The following is a 16,031-nucleotide window of genomic DNA, read 5'->3' as shown; positions in this document are numbered from 1 at the left end:
CTAAGCTCCTGCAGGTGAGAGACGCGTCGTGCGCGGGATCGCGACCAACGATTGATCGTCGGCCAGAATGACGTCGATCCCGCGCGGGAACAGCGCCTCGTTGATTGACAGTCGCGCGAACAGATCGCGCGGCTCGATCGTCGCCGCGAGCGAGGTCACGCCATCGATCCCAGGACCACGCAGGTGGAACGTCGGCCCGGTAGAAAGGCTCGGCACCTGCAGGATCAGGGTTGTCGACCGGTCCGGGTATTCCGGCGTCCCCAGCGCAAACGATGTGAGATCAGGCAGCGTTTCCGATGCCGCCACGAGTGCGAAACCTGCGAGATCTGGACGCGTCACGACCGGCGCTCCGGTGTGAAATTTCAGCCAGGTCCCGACATCGGGCGCGCGCGCGAAGGCCGCATCGAGCCAAAGCGGCGTATCCTGGTCCAGCAAGGTCAAGGCGATCGCCGCAACGCCGGCCATCATCGACGGTGGCCGGCCGCCGCCGTCGTCGACCGGCATCACGTGTCCGGGGCGCGCCATCGCTTCCATCACCATGCGGAAGGTCGATTGCGCCGACAGAACCTTGTCGGCAAAGCCGGGCTGCAGCTCGACGGTCATCGCTGTCATCACCCCTCTCCCCGCACCATCGTATAGAAATCGACCCGCGTCGCCGCCGCTTCGGCGGCGCTTCGATCCCGCTCCTGCTGCATCCGCGCCCGCAGGGGCGCAACGACCTCCTTCTCGATGGCCTGGGCATGATCAGACGATTGAAGCAAGGCGTCGCACAGCGCGATCAGGCGCGCCTTGCCGCCGTCGCGCCCGAGGACATAGCCAAACCCCACCTGCCCGCCCTGCAGACGAACAGCCGCGCGAGACACGGTCGCCTCACCGAGATTGAACGGTGCGCCGTCGCCGCCGATCCTGCCACGAACCATCACGAGACCGCTTTCCGGCGCACGCAGATCCTGGTGGGGCGGCACCGGCAGCGCGGCCATCCGAGTCTCGATCTCGGCGGCCGGAACGTGCGACAGCACCTTCATCGCGTCCCGCCGCTTCTCCTGCAACGCCGTATCGCCGCTCATCGCCATTCTCGATCTTGCCCGCATCAAGTTGTCTATGATACTAGACAACTCGATAAGAGAGCGCCATGACTGTTTGATGACATGGACGTGATTTTCACAATGCGACGCGGGGAACTGCGATGAGCATGCCGGACGCCGGATCGGGCGTCGCGCTGTGGCGGCGGGTGGCCGACGGCATCGAGCGCGACATTGCCGATGGCCGCTTCGCGGCCGGGACGCGCCTGCCGGGCGAGACCGAGATCGCGGAGACCTACCGCGTCAACCGCCACACGGTCCGGCGCGCGCTGGCGACGCTGGCAGAACGCGGGCTCGTCCGCGCCGAGCGCGGCAGCGGCACCTATGTGGAAGCCCCGCGCCTGTCCTATCCGCTGCGGTCACGAACCCGTTTCTCCGAGATCGTGGGCGCAGGTGGCCGTGAGCCCCGCGGGCAGCTGATTGCGGCCTCGGAGGAGTTCGCGACTCGCGAGCTCGCACGCGCGCTGGGATTGAAGACTGGCGCTCCGCTGGCGCGCATCGATGCGCTGCGCTTTGCCGACAAGACCCCCATCTGCGTCAGCACGTCCTGGCTGTCGGCCGAGCGATTTCCGGACGCGGGGCGGGTGTTCGCCGCGACCCGGTCGATGACCGCGCTGCTCGCGCATTATGGCATCCGCGACTATCGCCGCGGTGCGACCAGGATCACGGCAGCGATCGCCGATGCGAGCGACGCCGCCCGCCTCGACCTCACGCTGGGGCGTCCGGTCCTGGTCGTCGACAGCACCGACATCGATGCCGATGGAACGCCGCTCGTCAGCAAGCGCTCGCGCTTCGCCGCAGAGCGCGTGACATTCGAGATCGAGAGCTAGGACCGGACCTCCGTCACCAGGTCCTCGACTCGGCGCTCAGTCGATGAGCGTGCCGTCCGGATTGAAGAACGGATGCGGCCCGTCGAAATCCCCGATGGGCACGTGATGCGTGACGACCGTTCCGAAGCCCGGTCCTGGAAACCAGGCATGAAGGTGAAAGGCTGCAGGCTCGATGCGGAAAGACGGCGGTCGAAGCTCGGACAGATCCAGCGCCACGGCATGATTCGGCGCCGGGCAGATCGTACAAGGAATACCGGCAAACCGGGTCACCACCGCGCGGTGGACGTGACCGCATCCGATCAACTGCACTCGCGGGTGACGCGTGAGGATGGCCGCGAGATCCGCGGCATTGCGCAGGTTCTGCCGGTCCATGTGCCAGATACCGGCGACGAACGGCGGGTGGTGCAGAAACAGCAGCGCCGGCCTGTCGCTGGAGGCGGACAGCGTGGCGTCGAGCCACTGCAGACTCGCCTGATCGAGTTCGCCATGCGGATGGCCGGGCACGCTGGAATCGAGCAGCAGCAGATCGAGCCCGGCCAACTCCACGTGCCGGTTCAATGGGCCGATCGGATGAACATGCAGCATGTCCGGAAATGCCGCTCGCATCAACTCGCGTGAATCGTGATTGCCGGGCACGGCGGCGAACGGAATCCGGAGCTCGGCAAGCAGATCCTTGAGATGATCGTACTCGGCCGGTGACGGCGTGTCGGCGAGATCCCCGGAGATCACCACCAGATCGAGCTTTGGCTCAAACCGGTTGAGTTCCACGATGCATCGCGCGAGCGCGCGCGCCGTATCGACACGACGATAGGCCAGCCGGCCGGGCGCCTTGATGTGGAGGTCAGAAATCTGCGCAATGTTGACCGAGTTCTTGGTCATGAGATGATCAACCTTCCGCTGGCAGCAGACGAATGGAGTTCGGCTCAATCGACAGTCCGATGCGCTCTCCAGCGTGGACCTTGATCGTATTCGGCGCGTCGACGGTCAATGGAATCGAGGCCGCGCCGCGAACGATGATCCGCTGCCGATCGCCGGCAAAACGGACGCTGTCGACGACGCCGGTCAGCCCCGATGCCGGAGCCTCGACAATGCCAATCGTTTCCGGTCGAACCATCGCCACGGCCTGGTTGCGCGGCCCGGAATCGGCGATCGGCTGTCGTCCGCCCGGAAGAACGAGGTGGGTGCCGTCGATCGGAGCCTCGATGATGTTGGCCGCGCCGACGAACTCCGCCACGAAGCGATCGGCTGGGGTGAAATAGATCTCTCGCGGCGTCCCGATCTGGGCGATGGCACCCTTGCGCATGACGACGATGCGGTCGCCGAGCTCCATGGCTTCGGCCTGGTCATGCGTGACGTAGATCGCCGTGATCCCGAGCGTGCGCAGCAGGCTGTTGAGCTCACCACGGAGCCGCTCGCGCAGGGCTGCATCCAACGCCGTGAGCGGTTCGTCGAGCAGGAGCACGCTCGGCCGGATCGCGACCGCACGTGCGAGCGCGACACGCTGGCGCTGGCCACCCGAGAGCTGATCGATACGGCGATCTTCGAGCCCGCCCAGATTTGTCAGGACCACGAGTTCGGCGACCCGCGCGGCCCGTTCAGCCCGCTTCACGCCGCGGATCTTGAGCCCGTAGCCGATATTGTCGGCGACGGTCATGTTGGGGAACAGCGCATAGGACTGAAACACCATGCCGACGTTGCGCTTCTCGATCGGCTGCCGCGTCAGGTCCTTGCCGTCGAACAGCACGCGTCCGCCCGCATCGGGATTCTCGAGCCCGGCCACGATGCGCAGCAGCGTGGTCTTGCCGCAGCCGGACGGCCCCAACAGCACCAGCGTCTCGCTCTGCGCGATGTCGAGCGTGGCGCGCGCCAGCGCGCAGGTCCCGTCGGCAAAGGTCTTGCCGCAATTCTCCACCTTCAGCGCGGCTCCATGCCGGGTCATCGTGCTCACCGCAGGTTTCCTCTCTCGCCGATCCATTGCATCGCCACCAGCAACGGAATGATCATCACGAAGAAGATCAGCGTATAGGCGGACGCGACCTCCAGCCGCATCGATGCGTAGCTATCGGCGAGGCCTACCGGCAGGGTCTTGGTCAACGGCGTATGCAACATCCAGGTCAGGTTGAATTCTCCAAGTGACAACGTCACCACCATGAGGCTGCCTGCCAGGATGCCGGGTGCGGCATTGGGAACGATGACGTCGATGAAGCGCCGCCATGGCGCGGCCCCGAGGGATGCGGCGCCCTCATCGAGCGATTTGACGTCGATCGTCGCGAATACCGCCATGACGGACCGGACCATGAACGGCATCGTGAAGATCACATGACCGGCGAGGATGAACAGCCATGAGCGGCGGAAGCTTCCGAAGCCGCCATAGGTGAGCAGCAGCGCCAGCGCGATGGCGAGCCCGGGAATCGCGAGCGGCAAGGTGATGATCTCCTCGACCAGCCGTGCCAGCCGTCCGCCGCGAACATACAGCGCATAGGCGGCGGGAATGCCGACCACGAGCGTGACCGCCAGGGTGCCCAGCGCAATCAGGATCGAGGCCATGATCGTGCCGGCGTAGAGCTCCCAGACCTGGGCAACCCATTGCAGCGTGATGCCGGACTGAATGCCGCGGAAGTAGTTGACCGTGACGCCTGCGGCGATCGACAGTGCCGCAGGCACGGCCAGGAAGGCGGCGACGAGCAGCGTGAACAGCAGTTGAAGAATGAAGATGATTCTGTCGCGCATGGACCTACCCTGCCGCAGCCACCGAGCTGCCGGCGAAGGAACGCGCCAGCGCCAGCATCAGCCAGGTCATCACGCCAAGGCCAACCGAGAGCGCCGCCGAGGTGGCCAGGTTTCCAGCCAGCGTGAACTCGGTATAGATCAGCATCGGCAGCACATCGATGTTCGTCGCCAAGGTGAATGCCGTTCCGAACGCGCCCATCGCCGTCGCGAACGCGATCGCGCCGGACGCGATCAGCGCCGGCGTCAGTGCCGGCAGGATCACGTCGCGCAGCACAGCCCATGGGCTCGCGCCGAGCGATCGGGCCGCCTCCTCCAGACCGGGATCCAGCTTCTGCGCCGCAGCCATGATGGTGAGGATGACGCGCGGGATCGAAAAGTAGAGGTAGCCCAGGAACAGCCCATGGATCGAATAAGCGAACACGAGCTTGTCTCCCGTGAGCCTGGACGAGACTTCCCCGATCAGCCCCTGGCGGCCGGCCAGAAGGATGATCATGAAGCCGACCACGACGCCGGGGAAGGCGAGCGGAAACGTCAGGATCGCGACCAGGATCGTACGGCCGGGAAAGCGCTGCCGTTGCAGAAACAGGCCTGCGATGGTCGCGATGATCAAGGTCGCGACCGTCGTTGCCGCCGCCAGCACCAGCGTGTTGAGGAGGGTCGTCCGATAGCGCGGCTCGAGGATGATCGCGAGATATTCGGCCAGCCCACGCGGCCCTTCTGAGCCGGCGAGGAGTAGCCTTGCCATCGGCAACAGGAAGAACGCTGCCGTGACCGACGCAAGCGGCAGCAGACAAAGACGGACGAAGGAAATGTGAGACATGGAATTGATTGCACCTCCGCCGGAGCGTCTCCGGCGGAGGCGCGGCACTCCTTTAGCGGACCTCGGACAGATAGCGATCCACGAAGCCCTTCTGCGCGGCCTCCATGTCACCCCAGTTCACGCTCTTGGCACGGGCATAATCGCTGTCCGGCAGGAACTTGCTCTTCACCGAGTCCGGCAGCTCGATCGGGCGCGCCGGACGCAGATAGGCATTGGTCCAGATCGCCTGGCCCTTGTCGGACAACAGATAGTCCATGACCTTCTTCGCCTTGTCCTTGTCGGGGGCGTTCTTCACGAGGCCGACGACATACGGGAAGACCACTGAACCTTCGCAGGGAATGACGAACTCGAAATTGCCCTTCTCGGTATACTTCGCGCGGTAGGCGTTGAAGTCGTAATCGAACAGGATCGGGATCTCGCCCGAGACGACGCGCGCATAGGACGTCTGCTTCGGCACGATCGGATCGTTCTTGCGCAGATCCTTGAAGAAGCCCAGAGCCGGATCGAAATTGGCCTGCGAACCGCCGAGCGCGAGGTTGACGGCAACGGCGCCGACATAGCCCACGGCCGCCGAGCTCGGATCGAGGTAGCCCACCATGCCCTTGTAGTCCGGCTTGAGCAGATCCTTCCAGCAGGCCGGAACCGGCTTGCCGCCGAGCGCGTCCTTGTTCACGAACAGGCCGAGCGTGCCGGAATGGATCGTGGTCCAATAGCCGTCCGCGTCCTTAAGGCCGACGGGGACCTGATCCCAATTCGCGGGCTTGTAAGCCTCAAGCGCATCCTGCGCCTTCGCCTTCATGCCGAAGGTGACGCCGAAATAGCCGATGTCACCAACCGGATTGCTCTTCTCGGCGAGGATCTGCGCCAACGCCTGGCCGGAGTTCTTGTTATCGTGAGGAATGTCGTAGCCGAGATCGGTCTTGATCGCCTTGAGCATCGAGGCCCAGTCGGCCCATTCCGGCGGACAGTTGTAGCAAATGACGTCCGCGGCTTTGGCCGGCTGCCACGACGCGACCATACACAGCGCGAGCAGAGCGAGAACGAGGCGGGTGACCTTCATGAAGACTGACTCCGTATTCCTGGCATCACGGCCAGTTCCGGAGCTTCCCCTAAAGGCAGCACATGAAGGATTTGCGACAGTCACCGCAGCGCACACGACACGAGCTGCACCCTGCTCGCTCGTGGACCAACACGCTCAACTCCCGGATGTCGTGCGCTTCAAGCGATGGCACGACGACCGATGATGGCGAAGCGCAGCTTGCCGGAGATCCAGTCGATCGCGGCGACGGCGACGAGGATCATCAGAATCAGGAATGACACCTTCTGCCACTCCAGGACGCGAATCTGCTCCGCCAGCTGCAGCCCGATGCCTCCCGCGCCGACGATGCCGATGATCGTCGCCGAGCGCGTATTCGATTCGATGAAGTAAAGCACCTGACCCGCAATGACCGGAAGGACCTGCGGCAGCAGGCCAAAGCGGATCTCGTGGAGCGCGTTGCCGCCGGCCGCGCGCACGCCTTCGACCTGCTTGCGGTCGGCGCCCTCCATCGCCTCCGAAAACAGTTTGCCGAGCGCGCCGAAGTCGGACACCGCGATCGCGAGCACGCCCGCGAAAGGCCCGAGACCGACGACGTTGATCCAGACCAGCGCCCAGATCAGCGTGTCGACGCCGCGGATGGTGTCGAACAGACGGCGCACCGGAAAGCGGAAGATCGCCGATGGAATGACGTTTCTCGCCGCAAGCAGGCTGACCGGAAACGCGACGCATGCGGCGAGCGTGGTGCCGAGCACCGCGATCGACAGCGTTTCGCCAAGCGCCTGGAGATAGATCGGCAGCGACGCGCCGGGATCAGGCGGCAGCATCAGGCGGCCGATCCAGCCGAGCTGGCCGAGGCCGGCCAGCATCCGCGACGGCGAGAAATCCAGATCGACGAGGCCGAACACGAACACCGCGAGCGCGACGAACAGCACGACCGGGGTCGCAACGCGCGCCGACATCGGACGCTCGAAAACGTGTGGATAGCGCTCCCTGAGCACGCGCGGATCTGGCTTCTCGCCGCTCTTCATGTTCGCGGCTCCGCACCGAACAGCCGGCCGCGCAGCCAGCCGGTGGCGATATCGATCAGGTAGACGGTCACCACGATCATCACGAGAATCGCGCTCACATCGGAATAGTAGAACTTTCGCACGGCGACGACGAGTTCCTGGCCGATGCCGCCGGCGCCGACGAACCCCATCACCGAGGCTTCGCGCACGTTGATCTCGAAGCGCAGCAGCGTATAGCTGGAGAAGCCGGCCATCACCTGAGGCAGCACGGCAAAGCGCATGCAGGAGAGCCAGCTTGCCCCGGTGGCACGGACGCCCTCGACCGGCTTCATGTCGGCGTTCTCGACGACCTCGGCAAACAGCTTGCCGAGCGCCCCGCTCGAGTGAGCGGCAATCGCGAGCACACCGGCTACCGGCCCGAGGCCGAAGGCGATGACGAAGATCAGCGCGAAGACGATGCCGGGGACGGTGCGCGCGAACTCGAGCGACCGGCGCACCGTGAAGCGCACCCACGGCGCAGGCGAGGTGTTCTCAGCGGCGAGGAAGTTCAGGCCGAACGCGACCAGCATCCCTGCCAGCGTGCCGACATAGCTGATCAGCAGCGTCTCGCCGAGCAGCTTGATCCACTTCTTGAAGCCCCAAAACCACTCGAAGACATTGCTCCAGACCCGGTGACCATCGTCGAGCGTAAAGATGCGGTCGAAATAGCCGACGAAATTGCCAAAATATGTATAGAGCGTCCGGAGGTTCACCTCCGCGCCGATGGCGGCGACGACGAGCACGGCGGCGAACGCACAAGCTGCGAGCAGAGTCCGCCAACGCCGACGCGCGACGGCCTTGCGATAGGCCTCGTTCAGCACCGCGAGTTGCTGGCTGGGAAGGATCGAGACGGCGACCGCCATCGGACTATGCTGGCCCTGTTCGAAGCGTGGAAGCATTTCTCAAAGGATGAGCCGGGCCACAGGGACCCGGCTCATGCCGCAATCGGATGACGATCAGGACGCCTTCTTGCGCAGGCTGTCGACGAACTTGATCAGGTCGATCGTGCCGTCCCAATCCTTGGTCGTGGCAGGATGGAAGCCCTTCTTCTGACCGTCGGAAAGTCGATCAAACGCCGCCTTGTCCTTGGTCGGCGCGTCGAAGAACGCCTTGGCAATCGCCGACTTGAGATCGTCCGGCAGATCGGTGTTGTAGGCGTAGGGACCGTTGATGATCGGCGCCGACTTGTGAATGATGCGGAAGTCTTCCTTCTTCATCGGCGAGCCGTCGGCGTTCTTCAGCATGCCCTTGGTCAGCATCTGCGCCAGCGTCGAGTCGTTGTCGCTGGTCCACTGGTTGGCTGCGATGTCGACCGTCCCCTGCGACAGGGCCAGCACCGCATTCTCGTGGCTGCCGGTGAAGACCACCTTGCCGAAATACGTCTCGGCGTCCGTCACACCCATTTTGTTGAGCTCGAAGCGCGGCACATTGTTGCCCGACGTGGAATTCGGATCGACCAAGCCGAGATTCTTGCCCTTGAGGTCCTCGACCTTCTGATACGGGCTGCTCGCCTTGACGAAGAACACCGAATAATAGCCGGTGCTGCCGTCTGCATTGATGTCGTTGGCGAAGGCATCGGTCTTGACCCCCGTCAGGCGGGCCCGGGCAAACGAGGCCGAGCCGTAGCTCGCAATCTGGATGTTGCCGGCGCGCTGGCCTTCGATCACGGCCGCGTAGTCGTTGGCGATGCGCAGCGTGACTTTCACGCCGAGCTCTTTGGAGAGATAGCTCACGAACGGCGCCCAACGCTCGGTGACGCCCGAGGCATTCTCAGCCGGAACGACGGCGAAGGTGAGCTCGGGATACTTCGCCTTCCAGTCAGCGGCGGAGGCCGAAGCCGTGAACGCAAGCGCGGCAACGCCTGCCAGAATGATGCGACGATTGATCATGACTTATCCTCTTGCTGCAATCATACGATGCGACCGTCGCGGGCGGCGGCCGAAACTGGTGATACATACGGCTCAGGCCACGGCAGCCTCGCCAAAGGCCGGAACGGCTGCCGGCGGCACGGGGCGAGCGTCCATGACCTCATCGGCTTCCAGATCGTAAAGCTCGCGCGCGATCTGGCCGGTGAGAGCGGCAGGGACGTCATCGAACACGACGCGCCCGGTCGCCATGCCGATCAGGCGATCGCAATAGCTGCGCGCCAGATCGAGCGAATGCAGATTGCAGACCACCGTGATGCCGAAATGCTTGTTGATGCGCAGCAGCGCATCCATCACGATCTTGGTGTTGCGGGGATCGAGCGAGGCGATCGGCTCGTCGGCCAGAATGATGTCGGGCTGCTGCACGAGCGCACGCGCGATGGCAACCCGCTGCTGCTGCCCGCCCGACAATTGATCAGCGCGCTGCGCGGCGAGCGAGGCCATGTCGAACTGCTCCAACGCGGACATCGCGATGGCGACATCCTCGGCCGGCCACAGCTGCGCCAGCGAACGCCAGGAAGGAATTTCGGCCAGCCGTCCCATCAGCACGTTGGTGAGCACGTCGAGCCGGCCGACGAGGTTGAACTGCTGGAAGATCATTGCCGAGCGCGCACGCCATTGGCGCAGATCGCGCCCGCGCAGCGCCGTCACGTCGAGATCGTTGAACAAAACCCGTCCGGAGCTGACGGGACTGAGCCTGTTGATGGAGCGCAGCAAGGTCGACTTGCCGGCCCCGGACCGCCCGATCACGCCGACGAAGCTGCCGGGCGCAATGGCGAAGGACGCATTGTCGACCGCGGCTTTCGTACCGAACCGGCACGTCAAACCATCTACCACCAGCATTGCAAGCTCCAGACGCCTCGTGACGCGCTACCGCTAGCGTCTGGATTCAACAGTTATGTGACAATGCGCTCACGCTCGCCTGCTCATCCACATCGGCGACGCCCCGGTCATCCGCCCGTCACGCAACCGTCATAGTGAGCACCTTAGACATCCGAGAACCTCCAGAAGCAGACGAGACATGGCCGGCAAGTCACTTTCAATCCATCCCACCGTCGATCCCACCGCAACCCTCCACGACGTGAGGCTGGGCGCCTATTGCGAAGTGGGTGCCCGCACCATCCTCAACGAGGTGGCGATGGACGACTACTCCTACGTCGTCAACGATGCACAAATCACCTACACGACGATCGGAAAGTTCTGCTCGATCGCGGCGATGACCCGGATCAATCCCGGCAATCACCCGATGCATCGCGCGACCCAGGCGCATTTCACCTATCGCGCCAGCGCATATTTCCCGGGCGAGCCCGACGATGCGGAGTTCTTCGCCTGGCGACGCCAACACCATGTCGACATCGGTCATGATGTCTGGATCGGCCATGGTGCGATCGTGCTGCCAGGACGCAGCATCGGCACGGGCGCCGTCGTGGCGGCCGGCGCCATCGTCACCAAGGACGTGCCCGATTATACCATCGTCGCCGGCAATCCCGCGCGTCTCCTGAAGCGCCGTTTCCCGGAGGACATCGCTGAGCGTCTGCGGCGCCTCGCCTGGTGGGACTGGGATCACGACGTACTGCGCGCGGCCTTGCCGGACTTCCGTCGCCTGGAGATCGCCGACTTCCTGGACAAATACGAGGCAGCTCTCGACGACGGCGCTCAGCTGCGGCAGAGTGCCACGCCATGACAGACATCTTTGTTTCGGGCGGCAAGTGCCTGATCGGCTCCGAACTCGTCGACGCATCGCTGATCCTCTCGCGGGGCGTGATTGCCGGGATCGACACGACTACACCGCGTACCGGACTCGATCTCGATGCGAGCGGGCTCACGGTGCTGCCCGGCATCGTCGATATTCATGGTGACGCCTTCGAGCGGCAGATGATGCCGCGCGCAGGCGTGGATTTTCCGATCGACGTCGCTCTGGTCGATAGCGACCGCCAGGCCGTCAGCAACGGCATCACCACGGTCTTCCATGCGACCACCTGGTCGTGGGAGCCGGGCCTGCGAAGTGCTGCGAACGCGCGCCATCTGCTCGGGGCGATCGAAGCTCTGCGGCCGCGCCTCGCTGCCGATACCCGCTTCCATTTGCGTCACGAGACCTACAATCTCGATGACGAGGACGAGATCCTCGCATTGCTTGCAGCGCGGCGCATCGACTTGTTCGCCTTCAACGACCATATGGACTCCACCGTGGCGAGCCTGGACAAGCCGCACAAGCGCCAGCGCATGGTGGATCGCACGGGAATGTCCGGCGGCGACTTCGATCGCCTGGTCGCGCGCATCGTTTCACGGGCCGATGCCGTTCCGGCGTCGATCGCCCGCCTCGCCGCGGCCGGCCGCGCGGCCGGCATCCGCATGCTGTCTCACGACGACGAGAGTCCGGAGATGCGCCGTGCCTTTCGGGAACAGGGCGTGGGAATCGCAGAATTCCCGGTCAATGAGGAGACCGCGCGCGAAGCCGCCGCAGGCGGCGATGCGATCGTGTTCGGCGCCCCCAACGTCGTCCGCGGCGGCAGTCACACGGGCTGGACCAAGGCGAGCGACATGATCGCCAAGGGGCTGTGCTCGGTGCTGGCCTCCGACTACTACTATCCAGCGCCGTTGCTGGCTGCCTATCGGCTCGCCGCCGACGGCATTCTTCCCCTGTCGCGGGCCTGGAGCCTGATCTCGGCTGGTCCTGCGCATGCCGCGGGCCTGTCGGACCGTGGCACGCTCGCGACAGGCCAGCGTGCCGACATCATCCTCGTCGACGACAGCATGCCGACGCGTCCGCGCGTCGTCGCTGTGATCGCGGCGGGGCGGCTGGTCCACATCACGGGGGCCGCTCGACTCAGCACCATCGCTGCACCTCGCGCAGCGGCGGCCGAGTAGCGCATCATGACCGCCGTCGCCCGCTACGCAATCTACTACACGCCGGCGGCTGACACGGCCCTAGCGGAATTCGGCGCCAGCCTGCTTGGCTACGATGCCTGGACCGGCGGTGAACGGGAGTTTCCGAGCGAGATACGCGACGCCGTCCCGGATTGGACCGAGCTCACGGGTGACGCTCGCAAATACGGCTTCCACGCGACATTGAAGGCGCCGTTTGCACTCACCGATGCGCGCGGCGAAGCCGAGCTCTGTGCCGCCTGCGCCAGCTTCGCCGCAGCGCCTCGGGCCGTTCCGCTCATCCGTCCGGTCGTCGACGCGATCAGCGGTTTCATCGCCGTCATTCCCGGCGACGCGTCACCTGCACTCCAGGAGCTCGCGGCCGCTGCCGTCACGGCGTTCGAGCCGTTTCGTGCCGCGATGTCGCCGGAGGACCGGGCGCGGCGCAAGCCTGACCTGCTGACGCCACGACAGCGCGATCACCTCGACCGCTGGGGCTACCCTTATGTCATGGAGGATTTCCGCTTCCACATGACGCTGACATGCCGGCTTTCCGACGTGCGGCGCCGTCCCATCTTGTCGATGCTCCAGGACCGCTTCGCGGCCCTTGAGCTTTCCACGCTGGCAATTGATCGGATCGCACTGTTCCGGCAGCCGAGCGCGAGCAGCCGCTTCAGCATCATCGGCAGTTGGCCGATCACGGCCGCATAACGTCAGGCCAACCCGCCGTCAGGTCGGCGCAGCCGCGAAGTGCGGCGGCGACTGCGGATCAAACAGCGACAGCGGCGGCGAAATATCCGCGCGGTCACGCGGCAAGGCTTCGCGCATCTCCCGCTGCAGAAAGGCAATGAGCTTCTCGCGGACCTCACATCTGAGGTCCCACGCCTGCGGCGCGTTCCGGGCGCTCACCAGAGCCCGCAATTCCATGGTGCGCGCGTTGGTATCGACGACCTGCAGATTGACCACGGCGCCGTCCCAGATCTTCGACTCCTTCGCGACCTCCTCCAGCCGCCTCCTGATGCGTGGCACGTCCGCGGCATAGTCCACGTGCAGAACCACCGAGCCGATCAACGAGGCCGCATCTCGCGTCCAGTTCTGGAACGGACGTTCGATGAAATAGGACAGCGGAACCACCATCCGCCTCCAATCCCACAGCCTGATCACGACATAGGTCGAGGCGATGTCCTCGACCCAGCCCCACTCGTTCTCGATGATGACGGCATCCTCGATGCGGATCGGCTGCGTGACCGCGATCTGCACGCCCGCGATCAGGTTGCTGAGCAAGGGCCGTGCGGCGAGACCGACGATCAGGCCGGCGGCGCCAGCGGATGCGAACAGGCTGACACCATATTGCCGGACCGAATCGAAGGTCATCAGCGCCGCCGAGACGGCGACGATGATGATCAACGTGTCGATCACGCGCTTGAAGACGCGAACCTGCGTCACATGCTTGCGGGCGAGGAAATTCTCCGTGATGTCGTCGCGGAACCGCTGCATGTAGCGCGCCGAGACCATGTCGACGACGCGGATCGTGATCCAGCCGACCAGCGCGATCGTCGCCACCACGAACAGGTGCGCGAGCGCGCGGCGCCATCCTTCGTTCAGCGGCGCCAGCGGAAGAACCAGCGCGACGGCCACCAGACAGAGAGCGAGCCGCACCGGTCCCGCGGTCCTCCGCAGGATGGGAAGCAGGATCGAGTTCCGGCTGCCGATCGCCCGCTTCACGAGGGCGCGCGCGATATTGTAGACGAGCAGCGCACCGAGAATGGCGCCGATGATCAAGCCCGGCCCGATCATCCAGTCCGGAACGACACCGGTCAGCTGCTGCACGAGTGCCTGCATGCCTTGCTCTCCGTTGCGGCCTCAAGGGCTCTCAACTCGTGAGATCGCAGGGAGAGTCGGACGGCAGCCGCAGTGCAGCATTCGTCGGCTGCATGGCTCGCCTGCCACCGTAACGACGGGCTTACACCGCCTTGGTCAGCGCACCGTCAATGATGAGGTTGGTTCCCGAGATTCGGCTCGCCAGCGGGCTGGCCAGCATCACCACGCCATAGGCCACTTCCTCTGCGGTTCCCATCCGTCCGGTGGGATTCAGGCCCATCGCGGTCTTGAACAGGTCCGGCGAGCCGCTCTCGATATTCTGCCAGATGCCGCCCTCGAAATAGGTGTTGCCTGGAGAAACGGCGTTGACGCGGATGCCTTTGCCGACGAGCTGGTGAGCGAGTCCTTTTGCATAATGGATCAACGCGCCCTTGATCGCGCCATAGGATCCCGCAGCGAAGTCGACCTCGAATCCGGACACGCTGGAGATGATGCTGATCGAAGCCGCTGTCGACTTTTCGAGATACGGAACGGCCGCCGCAATGGAATTCACCGTGTGCATCATGTCGGTGCGGAACGATTTCTCCCACGTCTCAGGCGAATCGCCGACCGCGAGCGCGCTGACATTGCAGACCACACAATCGACGCCGCCGAGCTCCTTGGCTGCGCCGTCCACCCAGCCTTTCAACGCGACCGGATCGGCCACGTCGACGCCCTGTCCCCACGCCTTGACACCCTTCGCCGAGAGCTTCGTGACCGCCTTGCCGACCGCCTCGGCATCGCGCGCGCAGATCGCGACATTGGCGCCTTCGGCGGCAAACAACTCGGCGATCGCAAGCCCGATGCCTTTGCTGCCGCCCGTCACCAGCACGCTCTTGCCGGCCAATCCCAGATCCATGATCGTCTCCTTCGTCTCAGTGTGCAGCGTCAGCCGTGATAGCCGGCGAGCAAGGCCTTGTTGACCTTGCAGATATAGGTGTATTTCGGATTCACCACCTGGGTGCAGCGGGCCTCGGCGATCTGGCCGAGCAGCATGTAGGCCTCGGATGCCGGAATCTTCCAATCATCTTCGAGCCAGTTGATCATCTCCTCGAAGGCGATCCGCATTGCGTCCTCGAGCGGGCGCGCGCAGCCGAGCGTGCAGATATGCGTCGGCGTCTCGATGCGCGGATGGTTCAGCCGTGCCGGCGCCTTGTCGAGTGAGACCTTGACGGTGAGATTGGCCGCAATTTCGATTGCGCCCATGCCATTGGCTTCGCCGTCGCCCTGGATCGCATGACAGTCGCCGAGGAAGAGATGCGCGCCGTCCTTGTTGACGCGGAAGAACACCGAATTGCCCGAGGTGATCTCCTGGACGTCGAGATTGCCGCCGTGAGGACCGTTGTCGACCGTCAGCACGGCGCCATGGACAGGCGCCACACCGGCGACGCCGATCATCGGGCGAACCGGAAGCTTCACGTGCTCGCTCCACAAGACATGCCCGTTCTCGACGGCCACGACGCGGGTCTGGATGCCGAACTCCTTGCGCCGGACCCAGTCCGGAAACATGCCGATGCCCGGCCACAGCGCGGTGAAGCCGAGCCTGTCGAGCTCCATGTCGATGATATCGAGCCGCAGCATGTCTCCGGCCTTGGCCCCGCGCACCTCGATCGGTCCGGTCGCGCCATTGACGTAAGGCAGCGTCACGTCGCTCTCGACGAGTTGCTGGCCGAGCGCGCGGATGGTGCCGTCATTGACGTTGATGGCGCATTCGACGACGAAGATCTCGCCGGGATCGACGGCCGCAATGAAAGCCTCGTCACCTGAAAGCGCATATTTGATGTTGCCGGCCTTGCCGACCCGTTGTGGCATGATCGCTCCCCGCTATGTCTGA

Annotated in this window: 18 protein-coding genes; 4 read left to right on the top strand and 14 right to left on the bottom strand. The window is 64.6% G+C overall.

Annotation, left to right across the window (positions count from 1 at the left end):
- A complete protein-coding gene (gene phnH, locus HL666_RS15860; RefSeq protein WP_172182348.1) occupies nucleotides 1-612 on the bottom strand; it encodes a phosphonate C-P lyase system protein PhnH in 612 nt (203 codons plus the stop codon).
- Nucleotides 612-1,067 carry a phosphonate C-P lyase system protein PhnG gene (gene phnG / locus HL666_RS15855; protein ID WP_172112561.1) on the bottom strand — a complete coding sequence of 152 codons (456 nt, stop codon included), beginning with the start codon at nucleotides 1,065-1,067 and terminating at the stop codon, nucleotides 612-614. The genes phnH and phnG overlap by 1 nt, the downstream gene beginning before the upstream one ends.
- Before the next feature lie 119 nt (nucleotides 1,068-1,186).
- Between phnG and phnF the strand changes: the two genes are divergently transcribed.
- Nucleotides 1,187-1,912, top strand: coding sequence for a phosphonate metabolism transcriptional regulator PhnF (gene phnF, locus HL666_RS15850; RefSeq protein WP_172112560.1), 726 nt, complete (start codon nucleotides 1,187-1,189; stop codon nucleotides 1,910-1,912).
- 36 nt (nucleotides 1,913-1,948) lie between these two features.
- Here the strand turns inward: phnF and HL666_RS15845 are convergent, their stop codons facing one another.
- From HL666_RS15845 to phnC, 9 genes are all read right to left on the bottom strand, one after another.
- The gene (locus HL666_RS15845) at nucleotides 1,949-2,791 is read right to left on the bottom strand and encodes a phosphodiesterase (RefSeq protein WP_172182347.1); all 843 of its coding nucleotides are present in this window, start codon (nucleotides 2,789-2,791) and stop codon (nucleotides 1,949-1,951) included.
- Nucleotides 2,792-2,798: 7 nt separating this feature from the next.
- Complete coding sequence (locus HL666_RS15840) at nucleotides 2,799-3,851, bottom strand: ABC transporter ATP-binding protein (protein WP_172133064.1); 1,053 nt, start codon at nucleotides 3,849-3,851, stop codon at nucleotides 2,799-2,801.
- Nucleotides 3,852-3,856: 5 nt separating this feature from the next.
- Complete coding sequence (locus HL666_RS15835) at nucleotides 3,857-4,642, bottom strand: ABC transporter permease (protein WP_172112557.1); 786 nt, start codon at nucleotides 4,640-4,642, stop codon at nucleotides 3,857-3,859.
- Nucleotides 4,643-4,646: 4 nt separating this feature from the next.
- The gene (locus tag HL666_RS15830; RefSeq protein WP_172182345.1) at nucleotides 4,647-5,462 is read right to left on the bottom strand and encodes an ABC transporter permease; all 816 of its coding nucleotides are present in this window, start codon (nucleotides 5,460-5,462) and stop codon (nucleotides 4,647-4,649) included.
- A 52-nt stretch (nucleotides 5,463-5,514) separates the two neighbouring features.
- Nucleotides 5,515-6,522, bottom strand: a complete 1,008-nt coding sequence (locus HL666_RS15825; RefSeq protein ID WP_172182344.1) for an ABC transporter substrate-binding protein — start codon at nucleotides 6,520-6,522, stop codon at nucleotides 5,515-5,517.
- A 158-nt stretch (nucleotides 6,523-6,680) separates the two neighbouring features.
- Nucleotides 6,681-7,529, bottom strand: coding sequence for a phosphonate ABC transporter, permease protein PhnE (phnE, locus tag HL666_RS15820; protein ID WP_172182342.1), 849 nt, complete (start codon nucleotides 7,527-7,529; stop codon nucleotides 6,681-6,683).
- Complete coding sequence (gene phnE / locus HL666_RS15815) at nucleotides 7,526-8,410, bottom strand: phosphonate ABC transporter, permease protein PhnE (protein ID WP_172182341.1); 885 nt, start codon at nucleotides 8,408-8,410, stop codon at nucleotides 7,526-7,528. The genes phnE (HL666_RS15820) and phnE (HL666_RS15815) overlap by 4 nt, the downstream gene beginning before the upstream one ends.
- A gap of 93 nt (nucleotides 8,411-8,503) precedes the next feature.
- Nucleotides 8,504-9,436, bottom strand: a complete 933-nt coding sequence (gene phnD, locus HL666_RS15810) for a phosphonate ABC transporter substrate-binding protein (RefSeq protein ID WP_172112552.1) — start codon at nucleotides 9,434-9,436, stop codon at nucleotides 8,504-8,506.
- A 72-nt stretch (nucleotides 9,437-9,508) separates the two neighbouring features.
- Nucleotides 9,509-10,315, bottom strand: coding sequence for a phosphonate ABC transporter ATP-binding protein (phnC, locus tag HL666_RS15805; protein ID WP_172112551.1), 807 nt, complete (start codon nucleotides 10,313-10,315; stop codon nucleotides 9,509-9,511).
- Nucleotides 10,316-10,493: 178 nt separating this feature from the next.
- On the opposite strand from phnC, the gene HL666_RS15800 reads away from it, so the two are divergent.
- From HL666_RS15800 to HL666_RS15790, 3 genes are read left to right on the top strand one after another with little or no spacing between them, the layout of a single operon-like run.
- Nucleotides 10,494-11,156: an LbetaH domain-containing protein gene (locus HL666_RS15800; RefSeq protein ID WP_172132852.1), complete on the top strand. Its 663-nt coding sequence runs from the start codon at nucleotides 10,494-10,496 to the stop codon at nucleotides 11,154-11,156.
- Complete coding sequence (locus tag HL666_RS15795) at nucleotides 11,153-12,340, top strand: alpha-D-ribose 1-methylphosphonate 5-triphosphate diphosphatase (RefSeq protein ID WP_172182339.1); 1,188 nt, start codon at nucleotides 11,153-11,155, stop codon at nucleotides 12,338-12,340. The genes HL666_RS15800 and HL666_RS15795 overlap by 4 nt, the downstream gene beginning before the upstream one ends.
- A gap of 6 nt (nucleotides 12,341-12,346) precedes the next feature.
- Nucleotides 12,347-13,048, top strand: a complete 702-nt coding sequence (locus tag HL666_RS15790; RefSeq protein WP_172182338.1) for a DUF1045 domain-containing protein — start codon at nucleotides 12,347-12,349, stop codon at nucleotides 13,046-13,048.
- An 18-nt stretch (nucleotides 13,049-13,066) separates the two neighbouring features.
- Here the strand turns inward: HL666_RS15790 and HL666_RS15785 are convergent, their stop codons facing one another.
- The 3 genes from HL666_RS15785 to HL666_RS15775 form a co-directional block, all read right to left on the bottom strand.
- The gene (locus HL666_RS15785; RefSeq protein ID WP_172182336.1) at nucleotides 13,067-14,179 is read right to left on the bottom strand and encodes a mechanosensitive ion channel family protein; all 1,113 of its coding nucleotides are present in this window, start codon (nucleotides 14,177-14,179) and stop codon (nucleotides 13,067-13,069) included.
- Between the two features lie 121 nt (nucleotides 14,180-14,300).
- Complete coding sequence (locus tag HL666_RS15780; RefSeq protein WP_172112546.1) at nucleotides 14,301-15,056, bottom strand: SDR family NAD(P)-dependent oxidoreductase; 756 nt, start codon at nucleotides 15,054-15,056, stop codon at nucleotides 14,301-14,303.
- Between the two features lie 29 nt (nucleotides 15,057-15,085).
- Nucleotides 15,086-16,009: an acetamidase/formamidase family protein gene (locus HL666_RS15775; RefSeq protein ID WP_172112545.1), complete on the bottom strand. Its 924-nt coding sequence runs from the start codon at nucleotides 16,007-16,009 to the stop codon at nucleotides 15,086-15,088.
- Nucleotides 16,010-16,031: the final 22 nt, after the last annotated feature.

Origin of the sequence: Bradyrhizobium aeschynomenes (genome assembly GCF_013178945.1) — a bacterium.
GTDB lineage: Bacteria > Pseudomonadota > Alphaproteobacteria > Rhizobiales > Xanthobacteraceae > Bradyrhizobium > Bradyrhizobium aeschynomenes.
This window is presented reverse-complemented; position numbering and strand designations above follow the sequence as displayed.